Source organism: Xenorhabdus aichiensis (assembly GCF_028598775.1).
Classification (GTDB): domain Bacteria; phylum Pseudomonadota; class Gammaproteobacteria; order Enterobacterales; family Enterobacteriaceae; genus Xenorhabdus; species Xenorhabdus bovienii.
Window position 1 is genome coordinate 95,062 of record NZ_JAQRFO010000005.1, and the last position, 16,985, is coordinate 112,046.

Below are 16,985 nucleotides of genomic sequence, written 5' to 3' on the forward strand. Positions count from 1 at the left end.
TTATTTTAATAATAGATAAAAGGATATTAAATTATGTTAAATGACATAATAGATAAAATAAATCAGGCAATAAGTTACCCTATAAAAAAACAATCTGGATTATTACCAGAGTTTGATTTTATAGTAAAAAAAATACGTGATGAACTTTTGTTTATTAAAAGAAATCATCCTGATCTATATCATAAGTTTAGCCATAATCAGGAGCAATTACTTTCAAAATTGGATAATAAAATTATTCTCGATGAGAAAAATCATGAAACAATTATTGCTAGTTTTATGTGTGGAAAAAAAACACTAATCGAGAATGAAATATCTACTTTAAGTGAAAATCGAAAATTCTATACTGAGAATTATCGCTCACTATATTTCGACGAAAGAAAATTATTAGAACAATCCCCTAAGTATATATGTCATATTGGCTGTGGCCCAATGCCTGCATCGATTCTGATGTGGATGAAATATACAAATGCCAAGGTCACTGCAATTGATTACGACAAAGATGCTATTGAGTCAGCTCGGGAAGTCTTTGAAAACTGGCGGCACCATAAAGGAGTGGCTGTTGAGCGAGCAACGTTTATCACTGAAGCCGGAGAAAATTTTAACTATGCTGGCATTGATCTGATTCTTCTCTCATCGTCTATCGTAAATAAAGAAAACGTTTATGCTGCTATTCTCAATTCAGCTATTGATACTGTAAATGTAATCGAGCGAATCCCTCATTTTCTTTATCACTCTCAATTTAGAGGTTCAACAAGTTTTGAACACTATTTGTTGGCTACCAAAGAGCGCAACGATATGAATTTGAGACTTTATCGGTTTCCTGCACTCAATGGAGAACAACATGGAAAATAACTCAATTGATTACTATGACATTGAAAAAAACACTCTATATATTCGCCAGAAAAACATTTTAACCTTAGCGAAAAATTATCACTACTTACAAAATACTTGGTTTTCTCTAAGCGGTGATACTTTATCACTTGAAGAAATGGATAGCCTAGTAATGAAAGCCAGCATAGCCTTACAAAACAGTGCGTGTGCAGTAAGGATTCAAAAAATGCATCAATTGTTACCCTGCAACCAAGAATTATCTCCCTTGCAGCGCTTCATCATATTACTAATGCAAGTAGAAATAGATAAGTCTCTTCTTACCGAACAATCAATTACAGAAGATCAATCTGATTTGATGGTAATACTGTTGTTACCATGGCTAATCGAACTTGCAAGACGCAAAGAATACACCCCTCTTCTTCCACAACTAACAAATTGCCGCGCATTTAGCCAATGGTTTCTGACGTCACTTAGTGATTATACTGATAATACTATTGATAGCAGTTTTATGATGTCGCTGTTATTAGGGGGATTCGGTATAGTTACACCAACCACTGCGACAGTAAGATTTATTGCCAGTACTAAAAACAGTGTTAATTATGCCTTAATGGGAGCTTTATGTGCAGCCGGTCCGTCACATTTAGGTGCTTGTCAACTCGTTACGAAAAAACTTAACGCTTTATCTCCTCATTTAAAACGAGGGAATATCAAGAGTGCCATGCATAACTACTGTGTCACTAAACCCTATCCGGGCTTCGGCCATCCAGTTATGCCACGAGATACGCGTGTTGATGCATTTTTTTCTCAATATAATGATACATTCATTCCTTATAAAATACTCGCTAATACCATTACCTCTTACTGTGGATTAAACGCTAATGTAGATTATTTATTAGGCTGTGTACTCAGTCAGAGACGGGTTGATCCCTATATTGCCGTACTTGCTTTCTTTGTTTGTCGAGCACCTATCCTATTGAGTCATTATAGACAACGTTTCAATGCACATGCATTTGGTATGAGTTCGAAGGAGTTGCGTGAAAAATACAAAGAATTTCCGAAACACTGGTTATAAGGTGCAACATGGAAACACAATTTCTTGCAATATGCTTACCTCTGAGTATTGAACCAAAGAGAGAGATGGCAACCGGTGTTGCACTACTTTCAAGTTGGCAAGGGCATCAAAATCACAGTGCCATTAGTCTGTTGATTGAAGCCTTAAACCAGTTTGCGGTTCGTTATGTATCCTCACAGTTTTCGGCTAAAATGCGGCAGCGTTTTCTCCCTGTTATGATTGAACATTTTTCCTGTAAGGTGGCATCATGTAGCAATAAGATGATCGTGGAAGGGGGATTTGAGCCAATCTATAACACCTTCCGTGTTAACTGCCGAGTTTATAGTGGAGAATCTAGAGAAAAAATTGTTGCGCAAGCCAGCATTATCGTCAGTGAGGTAGTATTACCAACGACGCCTTTCTCTGAGATTTCCATTGAAAACTCTGCTATTTCCCTATGGGAAGTCTGGCCTATCAGCAACCACTGTTATGGTTTCAATTTGAATCCAGGTCATTATTTGTTTCAGGAACATTTTCCGGGACAACCTGTTTGCCCCGGCTCATTACTTATAGATCTTGTTTTCTCTCTGTGTAAAAGGAATGAACGCAAGATTGATATCATTAAATTACACAAAGTCAAATTCCTGAAAGCGGTAAAACCTGATCATAATTATACAGTATCACTCAAAACTAATAGTGAAGGAATGTTAGGTAATTTTTTTATCTGTGATGAAAATGGTGAACGTCATACTAATGGCAGTTTTTCTTTCTTGCAGGCAATGCAATGAATAATTTATTAAAATTTTTTATCTCTCTGATTCCCTAGAATCTCTATTCTTATGTGATGTTTACTTCATTAAGCATAGAAACAAAATTTACAATATGGGGTTTTCTTTTAGCCTTTCTAATCGTAATTAATCGTCATCTCATTTCACAGTATGAACCGATAATTTTATGAAATTTATTCAATTTTCCATTTATTTTTATTAACTATTGTTTCGATTGGATTCCATTAATTTTTGATTATCCTGCAAGTTTTTGTTACACAATTTCAGCTATTATTGCTATATTCAATTTAATCATAACAAAGCCATTTACGATTGCATAGTTGTGAGATTCTCTTTCAGAAGATAAGCTCAATCATGTTGTTTTTTATAAAATTAATAAAAATATAACATTAATATGGGTTTTTGCTTTTGTAATAAGTGGGATCATAGGTTATATTTTTATATCAAAGGTGCAGTCCCACTTATTATCTTTAAGCACTATTGTTTTCACCATACTTGTATCTAAATATTTATCCTCAATAATGAGGGATTCTTACAGAAAGAAAAATCATCTTAATAATAAACTTTTCATACAAAAAAGACTAATGAGTGACAACATGCCACAATACATCACTATTATAAAAGACACACCTATATGGGTCTGGATTCTGCTTGTATTTCTTATCATAAGAGGCATTAAAGCTCTTTCAAACCGTGAAATGAGTATAGGGCGCATTTTCTTGCTGCCTACCGTATTTTTAGTTTGGGGAATACATAGTGTTCTCACGGAAACCTACTTCTCAAATTTATCACTGGTGATGATGGGAATCGGTCTGATTTTCGGTACTACTATTGGTTGGATATTATGGAGATCACAGCCACGATTAAGAAAAAAAACTAACAGCAACTTAATTATTCGCCCAGGTACGCCTTTGACATTGATAGTGATCATGATTACTTTTGTAAGTAAGTTTATCATGACGGCTTTATTAAGTATTTACCCAATATTGCTACACTCATTACATTATAATTTACTCTTCGGGCTATTAAGCGGCCTTCTTGATGGTATTTTTTGGGGAGGAACACTGAATCTTTTTATTTCATGGTGTAAGAATAAGAATTCATAACCAAGATCAATATTACTTCTCGTTAGGTTATTGGGCGTTCGGTGGCGAATGGATGAAACCTATATCAAAATCAAAGGACAATGGCGTTACCTCTACCGTGCTGTAGACTCAAACGGCAATACGGTTGATTTTCTGTTGACCGCCTATCGGGATAAGGAGATCCCCTTGCATTTCTTTAAAAAGGCGATGGGTCAGCACAGACAACCTGAAGTGGTGACCCTGGATAAAAGTGGCGCTGACAAAGCCGCGCTAGACGAGTTAAATCAGGGAAAACCGAAGGATAAGCAGATCAATATCCGGCAAAATAAGTATCTCAATAACCTGATTGAACAGGATCATCGCAACGTCAAACGGCAAACACGCCCTATGCTGGGGTTCAAAAACTTTAGGTGGGCTCAGACCGTATTAGCCGGGATTGAACGGGTCTGCATGTTGCGCAAAGGACAATACCCGCAAGAACCAGAGTATCCAATTTCACCGGCGGTCTATTTCTATCGACTAACTGTATAAAAATAAATCAAGGCACTTTCGCTCGAGATCTCTCTGTTAATGCGACAGAACCGAAAAACTCTGTCGCCGCTGGCTAATAAATATAAAAGAGATACTCGTCATAAAGTGGCCTAATGCATTGATTTAATAATTAAAATATGGTGGGTCGTGGGAGGCTCGAACTCCCGACCAATTGATTAAGAATCAACTGCTCTACCAACTGAGCTAACGACCCAACAAGCTGATTATTGTTCTCTAATAACACGTCGTCAATGGCTTATTTTCACTTTTTTATTCTGTGAATAAAATGTAAACAGCGTCTAGACTATCAGTAGATTGAAATGTCAGCATCTTGTTTTTCAATTGAAATCCTTCTGTTAATACCTCGGCTGTCTATGTCACAATGATAGCTTAAACACAGTCTGAGGGGATTAAGGCCATGCTCCATGCTGTGAGAATAAATGGGATACAATTATGGAAGAAAAAATACAATCTACCCACACACCTGAAACAGAAGGCTCGCATCTACAGAGAAGTCTCACCAATCGACATATACAGCTTATTGCAATTGGTGGCGCTATAGGGACTGGCCTGTTTATGGGATCAGGCAAGACCATCTCCCTTGCGGGGCCATCGATCATCTTTGTATATATGATCATCGGATTTATGCTGTTTTTTGTTATGCGTGCAATGGGCGAGTTATTACTTTCCAATTTGCACTATAAGTCGTTCAGTGATTTTGCAGCAGACTTGCTAGGGCCGTGGGCCGGTTTTTTTGTGGGCTGGACTTACTGGTTTTGCTGGGTCATTACTGGCGTTGCTGATGTTGTCGCGATTACCTCTTATGTCAGTTATTGGACGCCCGACTTTCCTGAGTGGGCAACTTCGCTCTTGTGCGTTTTGATCTTGCTGACACTGAATCTCGCGACGGTAAAATTGTTCGGAGAGCTGGAATTCTGGTTTGCCATGATCAAAATCGTTGCGATTGTTGCTTTGATTGTCATAGGCGGTATTTTGATTGGCACCCATTTTCAATCTCCTGCGGGACATACTGCTACATTATCCAATGTCTGGAATGATGGTGGCATGTTCCCAATGGGGCTGAGTGGGTTTTTTGCCGGATTCCAGATTGCGATATTTGCTTTTGTCGGTATTGAATTAGTGGGAACCGCCGCCGCAGAAACCAAAGATCCGATGAAATCCCTGCCAAAAGCAATTAATGCCATTCCGATCAGGATTATCACATTCTATGTGCTGGCTCTGATTGTGATTATGTCAGTCACGCCATGGCGTTCGATTGTTGCGGATAAAAGTCCGTTTGTGGAGCTGTTTGTCCTGATTGGGTTACCGGCTGCGGCCAGCATTGTGAATTTTGTGGTGCTGACTTCTGCGGCATCTTCGGCAAACAGTGGGGTTTTTTCTACTAGCCGGATGTTATTTGGTTTGGCGAAAGAAGGGGATGCACCGAAGCAGTTTAGCCGTTTATCCCGCCGTTCGGTTCCTGCATCGGGATTGATCTTTACCTGTCTATGCCTCTCTTTTGGCGTCATTCTGATTTACTTTATTCCTGATGTGATGCGGGTCTTTACACTGGTGACAACCGTTTCTGCTACTCTGTTCATGTTTATCTGGAGCATGATTTTGTGTTCCTACCTGGTTTATCGGAAACGCCGCCCTGCGCTGCATAAGGCATCGGTGTATAAAATGCCATTGGGTATCGTTATGTCATGGCTGTGTTTGGCTTTCTTTGCCTTTGTACTGGTATTACTGTCCTTGCAGCCAGATACCCGACAGGCATTAATCGCCACACCAGTCTGGTTCATTATTTTAGTGATCGGGTTCCAAATTGTGAAAAAACGCAGAACTCGCCTTTATCGCTGAGTAAGGATCAATCCTAGTTAATCAATGGCCCGAATTCAGGGCCATTTTTTTACCTACGGCGTGACATTGCCGAGCGGCTGGGCTGCCATGATTGTTCCCTGATGGAACCTAAGTTGCCATGTACCGGATACAGATAATTGCCAAATAGATGAACGAAGCGCTTTATTGAATGGATGGCCTGATTTATTTATTTCGTAGGATTGATAGGTAATTAGTACAATATTTTTATCTAGCCATTTGATGTTAAAATCCCGCGAAAATATTGGCAAGACCATTTTAAATTTTGTCGTTAATTCATCGATTACGATTTTTTTAGAATAAACATAACCCGATTTTGCGATTTCTAGAAAATCATCATGCAAGATAGTGTTTAGCCAATCGATATTATTTCTTTTTTCTTTATGCAGGCTGACTTTAAGGCTCTTGAGCAATTCAAAAATAGCTGAGTTTTCCTGGTGCACATGCAGCTCCGAAAAGAATAAACAAATATGCCAAATAACATTGGCGATGATTTTATTATTGATTTGATAAATTTCAAATACTCTATTTACATTTATTTTTTTATCAGGTAGTTATAAAAGGGTCAAGTCGAAAAAGAGGTTCACATGGAAATTACAATTAGGGCCACTGAGCCAGAAGATGCCGAGCATTTTCAACGAATTTTTAGCCACCCCGATGTGTATCCGAATACATTACAACTTCCATGCCCTTCGCGTGAAATGTGGCGGGAACGTCTTAAGGAAAATAAAACGAGGGGAACTATCCATTTTGTTGCTGAGATAGACGGTAAGGTTGTGGGTAACGTGAGTTTATTTACTCTGGATAATCCAAGACGCAGGCATGTAGTAGGAATCGGGATTAGTGTTGATGCTGATTATTCTGGCAAAGGTATTGGTTCAAAAATGATGGAATTCGCGATTGATTATGCTTTTAATTGGCTGGCTGCCGTTAGAATTGAGTTGGAAGTTTTTACCGATAATGAAAAAGCAATAGCCCTATACACCAAATTTGGCTTTGAAAAGGAAGGCGTTTTACGTAAGGCTTCCCTAAAAAATGGCCAATATTGTGATGTTATGGCCATGTCTATAATAAAAAATTAATTATTATGACACTGAATGATTTATGGTGTTTAAGCAGGTAGAGGAAAAGCGTTGCTTTGGTCGCTTTTCCTTCTTCCTTATATTTCTGCCTGATTACACTTAATCAGGCAATATCACAGAATTAATTCCAGTTTATCCTGAAAGCTTCCCCTGATTTTGAAAAACAATTTCCGCTAAAAAATCAGCAACCTTACGTATTCTGGGAGAGTGTGCCAAATCGGCCTGAATCACAAGCCAGATGGATTGATCTATTCCCAAATCATGAGAAATGCATTGAAGTTCAGTATTTTGAACAATGAAATGCGGTAGTACCGCCAACCCCAGTCCCGCTTTTACGGCAGCCAATTGTGCGCTCAGTGAAGTTGTAGCCACAGATAACGGCCGGTTTTTGAGGTTTTTCTCAGTCCATCGGAATGAAGGAAGGTACGAGTGGGTCTCTGCCCAACCAATAAAACGTGCCTTTTCATATTCACCTCTCAGTATGTCAGGTGAACAAGTTGCCAAATAATCTTTGTTGCCATAAAGCCCAAATCCTAATTTTCCCAATTGACGGACGGTAACATGCCCTCGTTCAGGCCTGACGATACGAAGTGCCAGATCCGCATCCCGACGATGTAGGTCTACGGTATGAATATCCGTTGTGATTTCCAAAGTGAGATCGGGATAGTTTTTCTGTAAGGTTGGTAAATTCGGTATTACTAAGTCACTCGCGAATGTTTCTGTGGTGGCGAGTCGGACTTTCCCTGAAATTGCAATCCGGGTATCGGCTTCAAGCAAAAAGGAGCTGGCGGCTATTTCCATCGCTTTGGCTTTTTCCAACAGTTCTTTTCCGTCTTCTGTGAGTCGATAGCCAGCCTGATGGCGGAGAAATAGAGGCATCCCAAAGGTCGCTTCAAGTCGCTCAATTTTTCGCGAGACCGTTGCAATACCGATTTTTAGAACATCTGCCGCTCGACTTAATGTGCCTGTCCGTGCTATCGCCAGAAATACACGGATATCATCCCAAACCAATGATTGCGCTGTTTTATTTTTCATTTTTGGAAAATTGATTTCTATTTTTGTCTACATATTCCGAATTTGAAATATGCCACAATGATCTCGATAAAAGCAATCCAGTCTAACGTGTGCAGAATTAAAAATAAGGTCATTACTATGCGAAATACACCACAGTCAGCTGTTGTTTTAACGTTATTTGCAACATTTTTTTGGAGCTCAAATTTTCAAGTGACAAAATTTGCGCTAGAGAGCTTGCCTCCGTGGACAGCCTCAGTTGAACGCTTTGTTTTTGCTGTCTTACCGATTTTTATTTTTATGGCATTAAAAAGTGGCATTCATGGCAAAGTGCTGAGGAAAAACCTGCTGGCATTTATTTGTCTTGGGGCAATTGGTGTAGCTGGATTCAACGGAGCGTTATTTGTTGGCCTTCAAAGCTCCAGTCCTATCACGGCCGCACTCATCATGGCAACGACACCCATTTCTGCCAATATCTTGGAAGCCATCATGAATCGTCGTTTTCCTGAACTTATCCGTGTGTTAGGAATGGGTATTAGCTTACTGGGTGTTGTTTTGGTGATCACTAATGGTCAATTGATGGGCGGTATGGTTCATATGGCATCGGGAGATGTAATTATTTTCGCAGGTAGTCTCGGCTGGGCCATTTATACGGTGGGAACCCGTAAATTCATTACCAATGCAACGCCACTTGAGATAACCAGTTGGACGATGCTTTTTGGTGTGGTGATATTAGCGATGATCGCTTTTTTTGTTGAATCACCGATTTCTTCAATGCGATCAGGAACGTTTGAGAGTCATTTAGCAAGCGCTTATATGGGGATTGCGGGTTCATTTTTAGCTTATCTTTTTTGGAACATAGGGGTTGCGCTGAGAGGAGCAGGGAAGACAGCGATATTCTTTAACTTTGTGCCTATTTTTGCCCTGCTTATACAGTTAATGATGGGAAATGTGCCAAGTTTGCCACAACTTGTTGGCATTATACTGACTATTGTGGGAGTGCTCTTAGGGCAAGGTATTATCACGGCGTGGTTCACATCCAAAGGTATTTTGGAAAAATATTAAGGGGAAGAGCAGGCAGGATTTTCTGCCTTGCTATTTCCGATAATTGCGTAATCTCACCTGTGAGTGCATGTAAGCAGCCAATATCAAACCTTCCGCTATGACTGATTTCTGATACTGTAAACATCCTATCAAAGACACCCGCCATTAAAGCATAGACGGTGGAGTATTGCTTTATTATGCGGCTTTTCATATTCCCCTCCATTTTTATATTGGCGGTTATATTGTTCCTGATAATTAATTAATTTGTTACTGTGCTATAATCTGAATTTAGTAGGTGTTTTTATGGGAAATACCTAAAGTGCTTTGTCGTTATTTTAATTAATATTGTTATCGATTATAGTGATTATCAAGGAAACTATTTTTTATTGTAAATAGGATTAATAAAGACCACGATGGTATTGTTAATTAGATACTTTTAATATAATGTAAATAATAAATAATAAATAATAAATAATAAATAATAAATAATAAATAATAAATAATAAATAATAAATAATAAATAATAAATAATAAATAATAAATAATAAATAATAACTTGTTAATGCATTAAATGTAATTTATTTCATTAAAACAATTTAATATAAATTAAGAGAGAGGTTTTGCTAGTTGTCATATATTTAAAAAATAGATTTTCTGTATTAATAATTTAATCAGGCTCCCTGTTGGGAGCCTGTAAAACATAAAATTAGACTTCTCGAATAATGTAGTTCAGATACACAATAATATCACTCAGGTTGGCAATCAGATCATGCTGTGTTTCATCTTTTCCTGCATGGAAAATATTCAGTGTCAATTCACCCGATGTTACGTCTCGGCCTTCAAATGGCAGGAAACGGCTGTCGTTGAAATCCGTGACAAACCGGCCATCGTCATTTGTACCATGTGATAGTGTGGCTATTTCTGAATCCATCACCAGTGTTGCCTCAATATCTTGATAAGGGCCAAGTAGAGTGGGTAAAGTGACAGCAACACGTTTAATTCGGCGTTTATTCTCGCTGCTCATATTGTAGGAATTTTCCAGACCGAGCTGGTTCAAATCAAGCGTGGCCTGAAAAATACCGTTGGTGAGTGACAGGGTGACGCCACCGGAAGTGGAGACTCCCTCGCCGTTAAGTACCTTATTGATATTTTCATTCAGTGTGCCTGTACCAAACAGTGAATCCAAAGATACTGTGCGAGTGGCTTCCAGCCCTATGCCACCGCGTGTAAGCCAGATATTATCCAGTTTCTGCAATTCGGTACTTAAACCTTCTCCTGCCAGCAGACCCTGCCACAGATCATTCCAGATCGGAACCTGAAACAGGCTATCACTTTCTTTTTCACCCAGCTCCTGTACTAACGCCGCTTTTGCCTGAAGACATATCGGCAGTGTGACATCGTACATTTGATAGTAAAGCGCAGACAGGCGGCCGGCCATCCAGTTATATAGCGCTTGTCCGGTAAAACGGGTGGTTTGCAGATCGTAAACGGCCTGAGTATGAGCCTGTTCCATTTCTGCCAGTGTGATCTGTTTCTGCGCCATGTTGAGTTGTTCTTGCAGACCTTGTATCTGGGCATCCAATTGGGTCAATTCATTATCGGCGATATCACGTTGTAGCGCCCACTCCTCCTGACGGCGTTGATAACTGGCTGTGATTTCAGAAATTCCCGCACTTTGATCTTGAATACTCGCACCGACTTGTGTTGCCTGACCCGCACCGAGCAGTGGTGCTCCCCACTCAGATCCACCGTTAGCCAAGCCGAAAACGTTTGGTACGGCATTGGCAATACCACCCGCAGTTAATAAGCCAGTTGCCACGCCATTAGTGATCATGGCTGTACTACGCAGTGTCAGGCCAGCAATTTCCGCCGCAGAGAGGCCTCCATTAACTAGGTCGCTATAGTGTTTCTGCCTCAATGCAGCACCATTCCGGCTGGCTTGCAAAGCCGTCAGGCTATGTTGTAGCCCTTTCAGGTTGGTTTGCTGAATATTATGTTGTTGTTTCAGGATCGCCTGTTGCTGCGTTTGCAATAACAGCGTCATTTTTTCATTGTCTTGACGCTCTAATGTGGTTTGCAGATTGCTAGCGAACTGCGTCAATAAACTTACAGCGTTACGAGCGCGTTCAATTAATAAAGGATAACGCCAGCCTTGGGTTTTGTGTTCATCACTGAGCGAACCATTACCTGTACCATCACCACCCGCTTGCTGGCGTTGTAGTGTTTTGGGATCGACAGGCGTGGCATACAGTGGCAGATTCAGAGGCTGACCATCCAGACTCAAGTTATGGCGCAGGTTATATAGCCTGATATCCAACTTATCCCAGTAAGTCAGCAGGACGTCGTTGTAAGGCGGCAAGAAATCACCATCACCGATATTGGTAGCATCGCCAGAATTCAGCCACGTCGAAAATGTCATGGCTTCTGGCGTGCTCAGTAGCGTCGGTTTGCTGATTTTGTTGGCTTCTTCATTCAGGGTCGGATTTGGCCAGCTATTCGTGATATGGATATCTGGTCTGGTTCCCAGCAGTTGCAGTGCCTGAATATAATACATCTTGGCTTCGACCAGTGTATCCCGTTCAAGCTGGCGGTAGGCAGCGTCACCACGGGCAATCAGCAGGTCAAGAGTATGTAGGAATATTGCTAGTTTATAGTGCATCGGATCGGCTGTGGCGATCACATCGGGATCGGTGGTGGCAGGCTGTGTCGTATCCCATTCCTTGTCGATCTGTAATGGCATGACATTCCAGTAGCGTGGTGCATTATCATCCATAATGGGGTCGCCATCGTCATTACGATAACCAGCGCTGCGAAAAATGTATTTGTACCAAGTATCCGCATCGCTGAAATGTTGTTCCGTCTGCATTCGTACCGCTACCAAGAATGGAATATGGAAAAAGATTTCCCACAGATATATGCCGTAAGGACCGCTGAAATTATTCACCGGATTGGAACCCCCGAACTGTTTTTGGACATCATAATTAAACAGTGAGTCCAGACTGGTATCCAGTTTGTTATTTAAATCCACATAGTCGGGGGGATAGAGAGCAATGGCTGAACCAGAAGGTGGTGTGAATTGCCTGCCATCGGAGGAGAATTCGCCGTAAGTTGTGAAAGTAATCTCATTAATTGAAATGGTAAAATTACAATAGTGGTCATTGTTATAACTTGTTCCATGGCACATACGTAATTTTGTATTTACATAGTCTTTTGATTTTAGATGTTTACTTCCAATATTATTCAATACAGTTATTACTGTACCTGAATCATAGCAAAGAGCAACGCCATAACTCGGTTGATAGCCAGAAGGTGGATTACTAAAGATTAATGTTTCTCCATCATTGGAAATAGTTAATTCAGCATCAGATGAGTATTGTGATGCGACTCGGTTTGGACTTGATGAGCCAGTTGCACCTACTCTGTTGTAGCCAGTGAACGAAATATCAAGAATTTGATTCTTTGATGTCCAATTATAATCACTTTTCATCACCCAGATATGTTTATAAACATAATCTACTTTATCTTCCCTTGATATTGTATACCAACGTATATGTAGCTTATTATTTTGCCAGTAAGGCTCTACATGTCCTGAATAAGGGGCACTAATACCGGCATTAATGGCTTTCCACTCTGTCCATTGGTTAGGTAATGTTAATTTCCGCCAGTAGAATTTATAGGGTTCATACTCTGTCCGCCCAATAAAGAAAATCGTTTTGTTATCTTTCCCCTGACAGGCGCTGATATAATCAAGTGTCAGTAGAGTATCAAAATTGATCAGATAATCACGTAGTTTGCTCTCAACCAACTCGTTTTGTAATTTTCCCTGTGAAATGCCTTGTTCCAATTCAGTAAATATCTCGGTTTTATTCAGGCGCAATGTTGGATCGATATAATCACCGGCATAGAATTTTAAGCGTTCTTTACCTGCCCATGTACTGTAACGATGATTGAAACTGTCCCAGTTATATAAGAACTGTTCGTCGGCGAAATACTGTTTTGCGGAACTTGCCAGAGTGCCATCATAACCTTCCATCGCCCGGTGGATAAACAGTTGCAGGCTGCCAATCGCTTCTGACAGTAAGGAAGTGGAAACCAAATCGCTGATTTTGGTATCCAGCAGCAGGTATTCATACAGATCATCAGCCGTCTGGATACTGTCTTTTAGATCGGTGGGAATTTGGGTGGCGATATAATGGGCCACCAATGCATCACGGCGTTGTTCTTTTAATATTTGAGAAAATAAAGAGTCAGACATAATCAATTCCTTCTTTATCCGGTTACTGACGGCCAGTCATTGCCGCGCTTAAGTTTTGGGCGACTGATGCCAGTAGAGCAGTGTTTTCGGCAGCAGGATCAGCTTTCATCATTTTCATCAGGTCACTCAGAGTCTTACTGCCCACATTCAGGCTTTGCCCGACGCGCAGCCAAGTCAGAAGCTGCCAGAGCGCGGTAAAACTTTTTGGCCAGTTATTGTCGCCAAACAGCAGAGTATTGACCTGTTCAACTGTGCCTTTATCCATTTCATGCAATCGGGCGATCAGGGTTGCGGCATGGCTGATTGTCATTGTGGGATCATTCAGTTGTTCGAAACAGCGCATGGCCTCATCGTGAGGAACCGTAACTTGAGTTTGCCACTGTTTAAAACGGGATAGTGTGAGCAGTAAAGACAGATTGGGAGCAGAGGCGCTGGTTTGATTGTCTATCAGGCGCTCAGGAAAGTCTGTCAGCAGTTGCAGATCTTGTTCAGTCAGACTCAGCCATTTGACAACCAACACCAATTGACTCAATCGCTGAGTGGCTATTACAAGGTTGGTATCAGATTGTAAATCGTCCAATGTAGTGGTGTTGGTACTGAACAATGTTTGAATGGCATTCCAGTAATCAGATAGTGTTAAGGGCAACGTATCGTCGGCCGTGATTTTTTCCAGCCAGACCGTCACAATATTCATCACATTACTTTTGATACTAAAACCCGCACTCAGTGCCCGCAGGGTTTTTTGTTGCAGGGCAGGATCAAGGGATTCCAGCGAATTTGACGGGTTGTTATTAACACTGACATAGACATTTTGCAGGAAATTGAACATATCTGCGGCGGCGGTTCCGCTCCACTGTGTGCTTACCATGCCTTGCAGATAAACCAAATTCAGCCCGGTTGAAGCCATCCAATCGATAACTTCTTGAGTACGGCGCAGGATCTTCAGTGGTTGCAGCGATTTGGCCTGACCCAACTGCTTCAACAGAATATCGGTTCCGCCTGCCATCAAGCGCCACAAAATTTCGGCCTGAGCAAACGTCAGGCCAAATAGACGAGGAATGGCTCCGAAGCGATACAATTGACTGGCAGTATATTCATCCACGGTAAAGTGGCCAGCGTCATCAAAACAGTAACTCCCGATGCGGAAAAACTCATCACTGGTAACGCCCAGGGCCTTACAGCATAAAGTAGATAATTCGTCTTGTTCATCCAAGGTGTATTTTACTTCTTCACCCAGGGTAATGACCTGATTACCGTCAGCGGCCGAGCGGAATGTTTTCTCATAGAGGCTGGCTGTCTGACGAGGGGCATAAGGATTGACTGCGCAAATGAAGGTGACGAAAGTATCGACATCAAGGCCTGAGCGCTGTCTCAAGTTGATATATCCCGCCAGCGCTTCAAGTACCGGTTTATCCAATACGATTTTGCCATAGTGTTCGGGAACACTGAGGCTGACACTGGCAATCAACCAATCCAGTTCGTCAAAGGAGAGTCCGGTTTCGGCAGCCAGGCGCACCAGCTTTTCGGCCCGGCCTGCCAGTTCAACAACGGTACTGTCACTGAAATTCAGTTTTTTGCCATCGGTTTGTACCCACAGATATTGGCTGTCAGCATCCACTGCCAGTGTGCTGTTCAGGTAGGTTGCCCCATAAACATTGACACGGGTAGGGTCTGTTTCACCAAAACGGAAATAACGGCTACCCGCATGAGCGCCTGCCCCGTTTTGACTGAAGGTACTCTGTGCCGTTAACTCCATGAGTTGATTAAAGGTGATTTGAGTTTTTTCGCAGAATGTTTCGATAGAGTTTAGCGTGTCAGCCAGAGATGAAGTTAAAGGCGATACATCCCGCAGTCTGCTGCCAAGGCCATAATGATTGGAGATGTCCTCTGTTGTCGGTGCCGGCTCGGTCATGAGTTGATAGCTGACAGGCGTTAGTGACAACGTTTCACGAGCGGGTGGTGAAGGTATGTCATTAATGGCAGGGGGAACGACATCATCAGGCACCGTTGGCGTTCCTGTATTGTCTTTGCTGAATTGCAGCAGCAAGGCATCGGTTTTTTCTCCATTAATGACCAACGCATTTTTCCAATTTGTTTGGCCGGAAGGCCCTACAGCGATATAGCCTTTGTGTGTTTTCAGATAAAACTGAGTCTTATCTTTGTCATTTTGTTCCAGCGTGACAGGTAGATGGAATTGGCTTAAGGGTTGTGTGCTGTTTGATTTATTGGCGACTTGAGCGAAATCGCCGTCCTGATTCGGGTTAGTTGGGCTATTACCTCGTAAAAAACAGCCATTCAGAATTTTGCCATCACCCGTTTTTGTCCCGTCAGGGATCCCCAAATAGTAGCACTGACCTGCCATCGACCAAGTGAGTTTCAACGGAGCAATGGCGGCTGCGGCTGCGTTATCTGGATTACCTGCAATCAGTTGCACACCTTCAACCGTTTCTCCGTTGGTGTAGTGCGATAGGTAAATCATCGGCTGGTTTTGAAACTCTATTGCCTTAACATAGAAAATTTCTCCATCAAAAAACTGATCTTTCTTGCCTTCAGCGGCAAAAAATTTGGGCGAATTATTGGGTATCTCCGTAGAGGGTTGGTCTGTGACAGCCTGCGCCGTGACATCTGCCAGAGTATTCCAGACCCCATTCAGAGTTCGAGCCTGCGCTGACAGGGCGGCATTGATCTGTGAGAGATCATCATCATAGGGCAGTGTCATCGGGTAAAACGTGGTGGACAGTTGATTGATGTCCTGACCGCCTTTTTGCAGGATATCAAGCAGAACATCGAGCGAGGTGATTTCCTGATTCATGGTGGTTTCGCTCAGAGCCAGACTTTGCAGATCCGGGCGACGCTGATCAATATGCAGGCTGGAAGATGACGTATGCAGATCTCTGGCAACTTTATAGAGTGCGGTTGCGTAACGTCCGGGAGAAAACAGGGATTGAATGGACGCGGCGTCAGCATATTGGCTGGCTCGGTTCATGATATCGCTGAAATCTCCATCCCTCCCAATGCTGTCAACCAAGGTTTTTTCTAGGATGGGTGCGTCTGATTGTGTATTGAGTTTGCCCATTCTTTTAATGACAGGCTCCTGACGCAACTGCCATGACCGATAGAGCGATTTTAGATTTTCTGCCCGCTGACGGGCTTGAAGGTATATCGCTTGGGCTTCATTGACGGGAAGGGATGGATTGAACAAAAGCAGCACGGCTGATTGAGACAATTTCAAAGACATTTTTATAGCCGGCATCAAGTAGTGGCTGCTCTAATAAACCGGATAAAGATGATGCTTTATTCTGCATAATAATCACCATTCTGTAGCTGAAAATTAAAAAGTATCCAAATTATTTTAAATTTAGAAAAAGAGAGGAAAGATAACTTGAATGATTCAAATGTGGTATTTGTCAATCGAAATAATATATTATG

General features: G+C 41.5%; 13 protein-coding genes, 1 tRNA gene and 1 pseudogene. 8 read left to right on the forward strand and 7 right to left on the reverse strand.

Annotation, left to right across the window (positions count from 1 at the left end; all coding sequences use genetic code 11):
• The first annotated feature begins 33 nt into the window (after window positions 1-33).
• The 5 genes and pseudogenes from PSI22_RS04025 to PSI22_RS04045 all read left to right on the forward strand — a co-directional run.
• Window positions 34-852: a class I SAM-dependent methyltransferase gene (locus tag PSI22_RS04025; RefSeq protein ID WP_273578691.1), complete on the forward strand. Its 819-nt coding sequence runs from the start codon at window positions 34-36 to the stop codon at window positions 850-852.
• Window positions 842-1,903: a citrate/2-methylcitrate synthase gene (locus PSI22_RS04030; protein ID WP_273578692.1), complete on the forward strand. Its 1,062-nt coding sequence runs from the start codon at window positions 842-844 to the stop codon at window positions 1,901-1,903. The genes PSI22_RS04025 and PSI22_RS04030 overlap by 11 nt, the downstream gene beginning before the upstream one ends.
• Before the next feature lie 8 nt (window positions 1,904-1,911).
• Window positions 1,912-2,670 (forward strand): ApeI family dehydratase, encoded by a 759-nt coding sequence (locus tag PSI22_RS04035; protein WP_273578693.1) that lies wholly within the window; start codon window positions 1,912-1,914, stop codon window positions 2,668-2,670.
• A 596-nt stretch (window positions 2,671-3,266) separates the two neighbouring features.
• The gene (locus tag PSI22_RS04040; RefSeq protein ID WP_273578694.1) at window positions 3,267-3,776 is read left to right on the forward strand and encodes a DUF6622 family protein; all 510 of its coding nucleotides are present in this window, start codon (window positions 3,267-3,269) and stop codon (window positions 3,774-3,776) included.
• 24 nt (window positions 3,777-3,800) lie between these two features.
• A pseudogene (locus PSI22_RS04045) lies at window positions 3,801-4,286 on the forward strand (IS6 family transposase); the annotation flags it as partial.
• 138 nt (window positions 4,287-4,424) lie between these two features.
• On the opposite strand, the gene PSI22_RS04050 reads toward PSI22_RS04045, so the two are convergent.
• A tRNA-Lys gene (locus PSI22_RS04050) sits at window positions 4,425-4,500 on the reverse strand.
• A gap of 239 nt (window positions 4,501-4,739) precedes the next feature.
• Here PSI22_RS04050 and cycA point away from each other — a divergent pair.
• Window positions 4,740-6,146 (forward strand): D-serine/D-alanine/glycine transporter, encoded by a 1,407-nt coding sequence (gene cycA / locus PSI22_RS04055; RefSeq protein ID WP_273578695.1) that lies wholly within the window; start codon window positions 4,740-4,742, stop codon window positions 6,144-6,146.
• A gap of 53 nt (window positions 6,147-6,199) precedes the next feature.
• Here cycA and PSI22_RS04060 read toward each other — a convergent pair whose 3' ends face one another.
• Window positions 6,200-6,607, reverse strand: coding sequence for a nuclear transport factor 2 family protein (locus tag PSI22_RS04060; protein ID WP_273578696.1), 408 nt, complete (start codon window positions 6,605-6,607; stop codon window positions 6,200-6,202).
• 144 nt (window positions 6,608-6,751) lie between these two features.
• Here PSI22_RS04060 and PSI22_RS04065 point away from each other — a divergent pair, with 144 nt between their 5' ends.
• On the forward strand, window positions 6,752-7,246 hold the full coding sequence (locus tag PSI22_RS04065) for a GNAT family N-acetyltransferase (protein WP_273578697.1): 495 nt from the start codon (window positions 6,752-6,754) through the stop codon (window positions 7,244-7,246).
• 132 nt (window positions 7,247-7,378) lie between these two features.
• Here the strand turns inward: PSI22_RS04065 and PSI22_RS04070 are convergent, their stop codons facing one another.
• Complete coding sequence (locus PSI22_RS04070; protein WP_273578698.1) at window positions 7,379-8,281, reverse strand: LysR family transcriptional regulator; 903 nt, start codon at window positions 8,279-8,281, stop codon at window positions 7,379-7,381.
• A gap of 117 nt (window positions 8,282-8,398) precedes the next feature.
• Between PSI22_RS04070 and PSI22_RS04075 the strand changes: the two genes are divergently transcribed.
• Window positions 8,399-9,322, forward strand: coding sequence for a DMT family transporter (locus PSI22_RS04075; RefSeq protein WP_273578699.1), 924 nt, complete (start codon window positions 8,399-8,401; stop codon window positions 9,320-9,322).
• On the opposite strand, the gene PSI22_RS04080 is transcribed toward PSI22_RS04075, so the two are convergent.
• The 4 genes from PSI22_RS04080 to PSI22_RS04095 form a co-directional block, all read right to left on the reverse strand.
• Entirely contained in the window at window positions 9,291-9,512 is a 222-nt protein-coding gene (locus PSI22_RS04080; protein WP_273578700.1) for an acetolactate decarboxylase, read from the reverse strand. The genes PSI22_RS04075 and PSI22_RS04080 overlap by 32 nt on opposite strands.
• Before the next feature lie 495 nt (window positions 9,513-10,007).
• Window positions 10,008-13,556 carry a Tc toxin subunit A-related protein gene (locus PSI22_RS04085; RefSeq protein WP_273578701.1) on the reverse strand — a complete coding sequence of 1,183 codons (3,549 nt, stop codon included), beginning with the start codon at window positions 13,554-13,556 and terminating at the stop codon, window positions 10,008-10,010.
• Between the two features lie 22 nt (window positions 13,557-13,578).
• Window positions 13,579-16,788, reverse strand: a complete 3,210-nt coding sequence (locus tag PSI22_RS04090; RefSeq protein WP_273578742.1) for a Tc toxin subunit A — start codon at window positions 16,786-16,788, stop codon at window positions 13,579-13,581.
• Entirely contained in the window at window positions 16,730-16,861 is a 132-nt protein-coding gene (locus tag PSI22_RS04095) for a hypothetical protein (protein ID WP_273578702.1), read from the reverse strand. The genes PSI22_RS04090 and PSI22_RS04095 overlap by 59 nt, the downstream gene beginning before the upstream one ends.
• Window positions 16,862-16,985: the final 124 nt, after the last annotated feature.

What these genes read in the sequence shown, in the direction of transcription:
- PSI22_RS04035 (WP_273578693.1), top strand. Translation starts at nt 1,912, where the DNA reads ATGGAAACACAATTTCTTGCAATATGCTTACCTCTGAGTATTGAACCA.
- PSI22_RS04070 (WP_273578698.1), bottom strand. Translation starts at nt 8,281, where the DNA reads ATGAAAAATAAAACAGCGCAATCATTGGTTTGGGATGATATCCGTGTA.
- PSI22_RS04025 (WP_273578691.1), top strand. Translation starts at nt 34, where the DNA reads ATGTTAAATGACATAATAGATAAAATAAATCAGGCAATAAGTTACCCT.
- PSI22_RS04075 (WP_273578699.1), top strand. Translation starts at nt 8,399, where the DNA reads ATGCGAAATACACCACAGTCAGCTGTTGTTTTAACGTTATTTGCAACA.
- PSI22_RS04085 (WP_273578701.1), bottom strand. Translation starts at nt 13,556, where the DNA reads ATGTCTGACTCTTTATTTTCTCAAATATTAAAAGAACAACGCCGTGAT.
- PSI22_RS04095 (WP_273578702.1), bottom strand. Translation starts at nt 16,861, where the DNA reads ATGCAGAATAAAGCATCATCTTTATCCGGTTTATTAGAGCAGCCACTA.
- PSI22_RS04080 (WP_273578700.1), bottom strand. Translation starts at nt 9,512, where the DNA reads ATGAAAAGCCGCATAATAAAGCAATACTCCACCGTCTATGCTTTAATG.
- PSI22_RS04040 (WP_273578694.1), top strand. Translation starts at nt 3,267, where the DNA reads ATGCCACAATACATCACTATTATAAAAGACACACCTATATGGGTCTGG.
- cycA (WP_273578695.1), top strand. Translation starts at nt 4,740, where the DNA reads ATGGAAGAAAAAATACAATCTACCCACACACCTGAAACAGAAGGCTCG.
- PSI22_RS04065 (WP_273578697.1), top strand. Translation starts at nt 6,752, where the DNA reads ATGGAAATTACAATTAGGGCCACTGAGCCAGAAGATGCCGAGCATTTT.
- PSI22_RS04030 (WP_273578692.1), top strand. Translation starts at nt 842, where the DNA reads ATGGAAAATAACTCAATTGATTACTATGACATTGAAAAAAACACTCTA.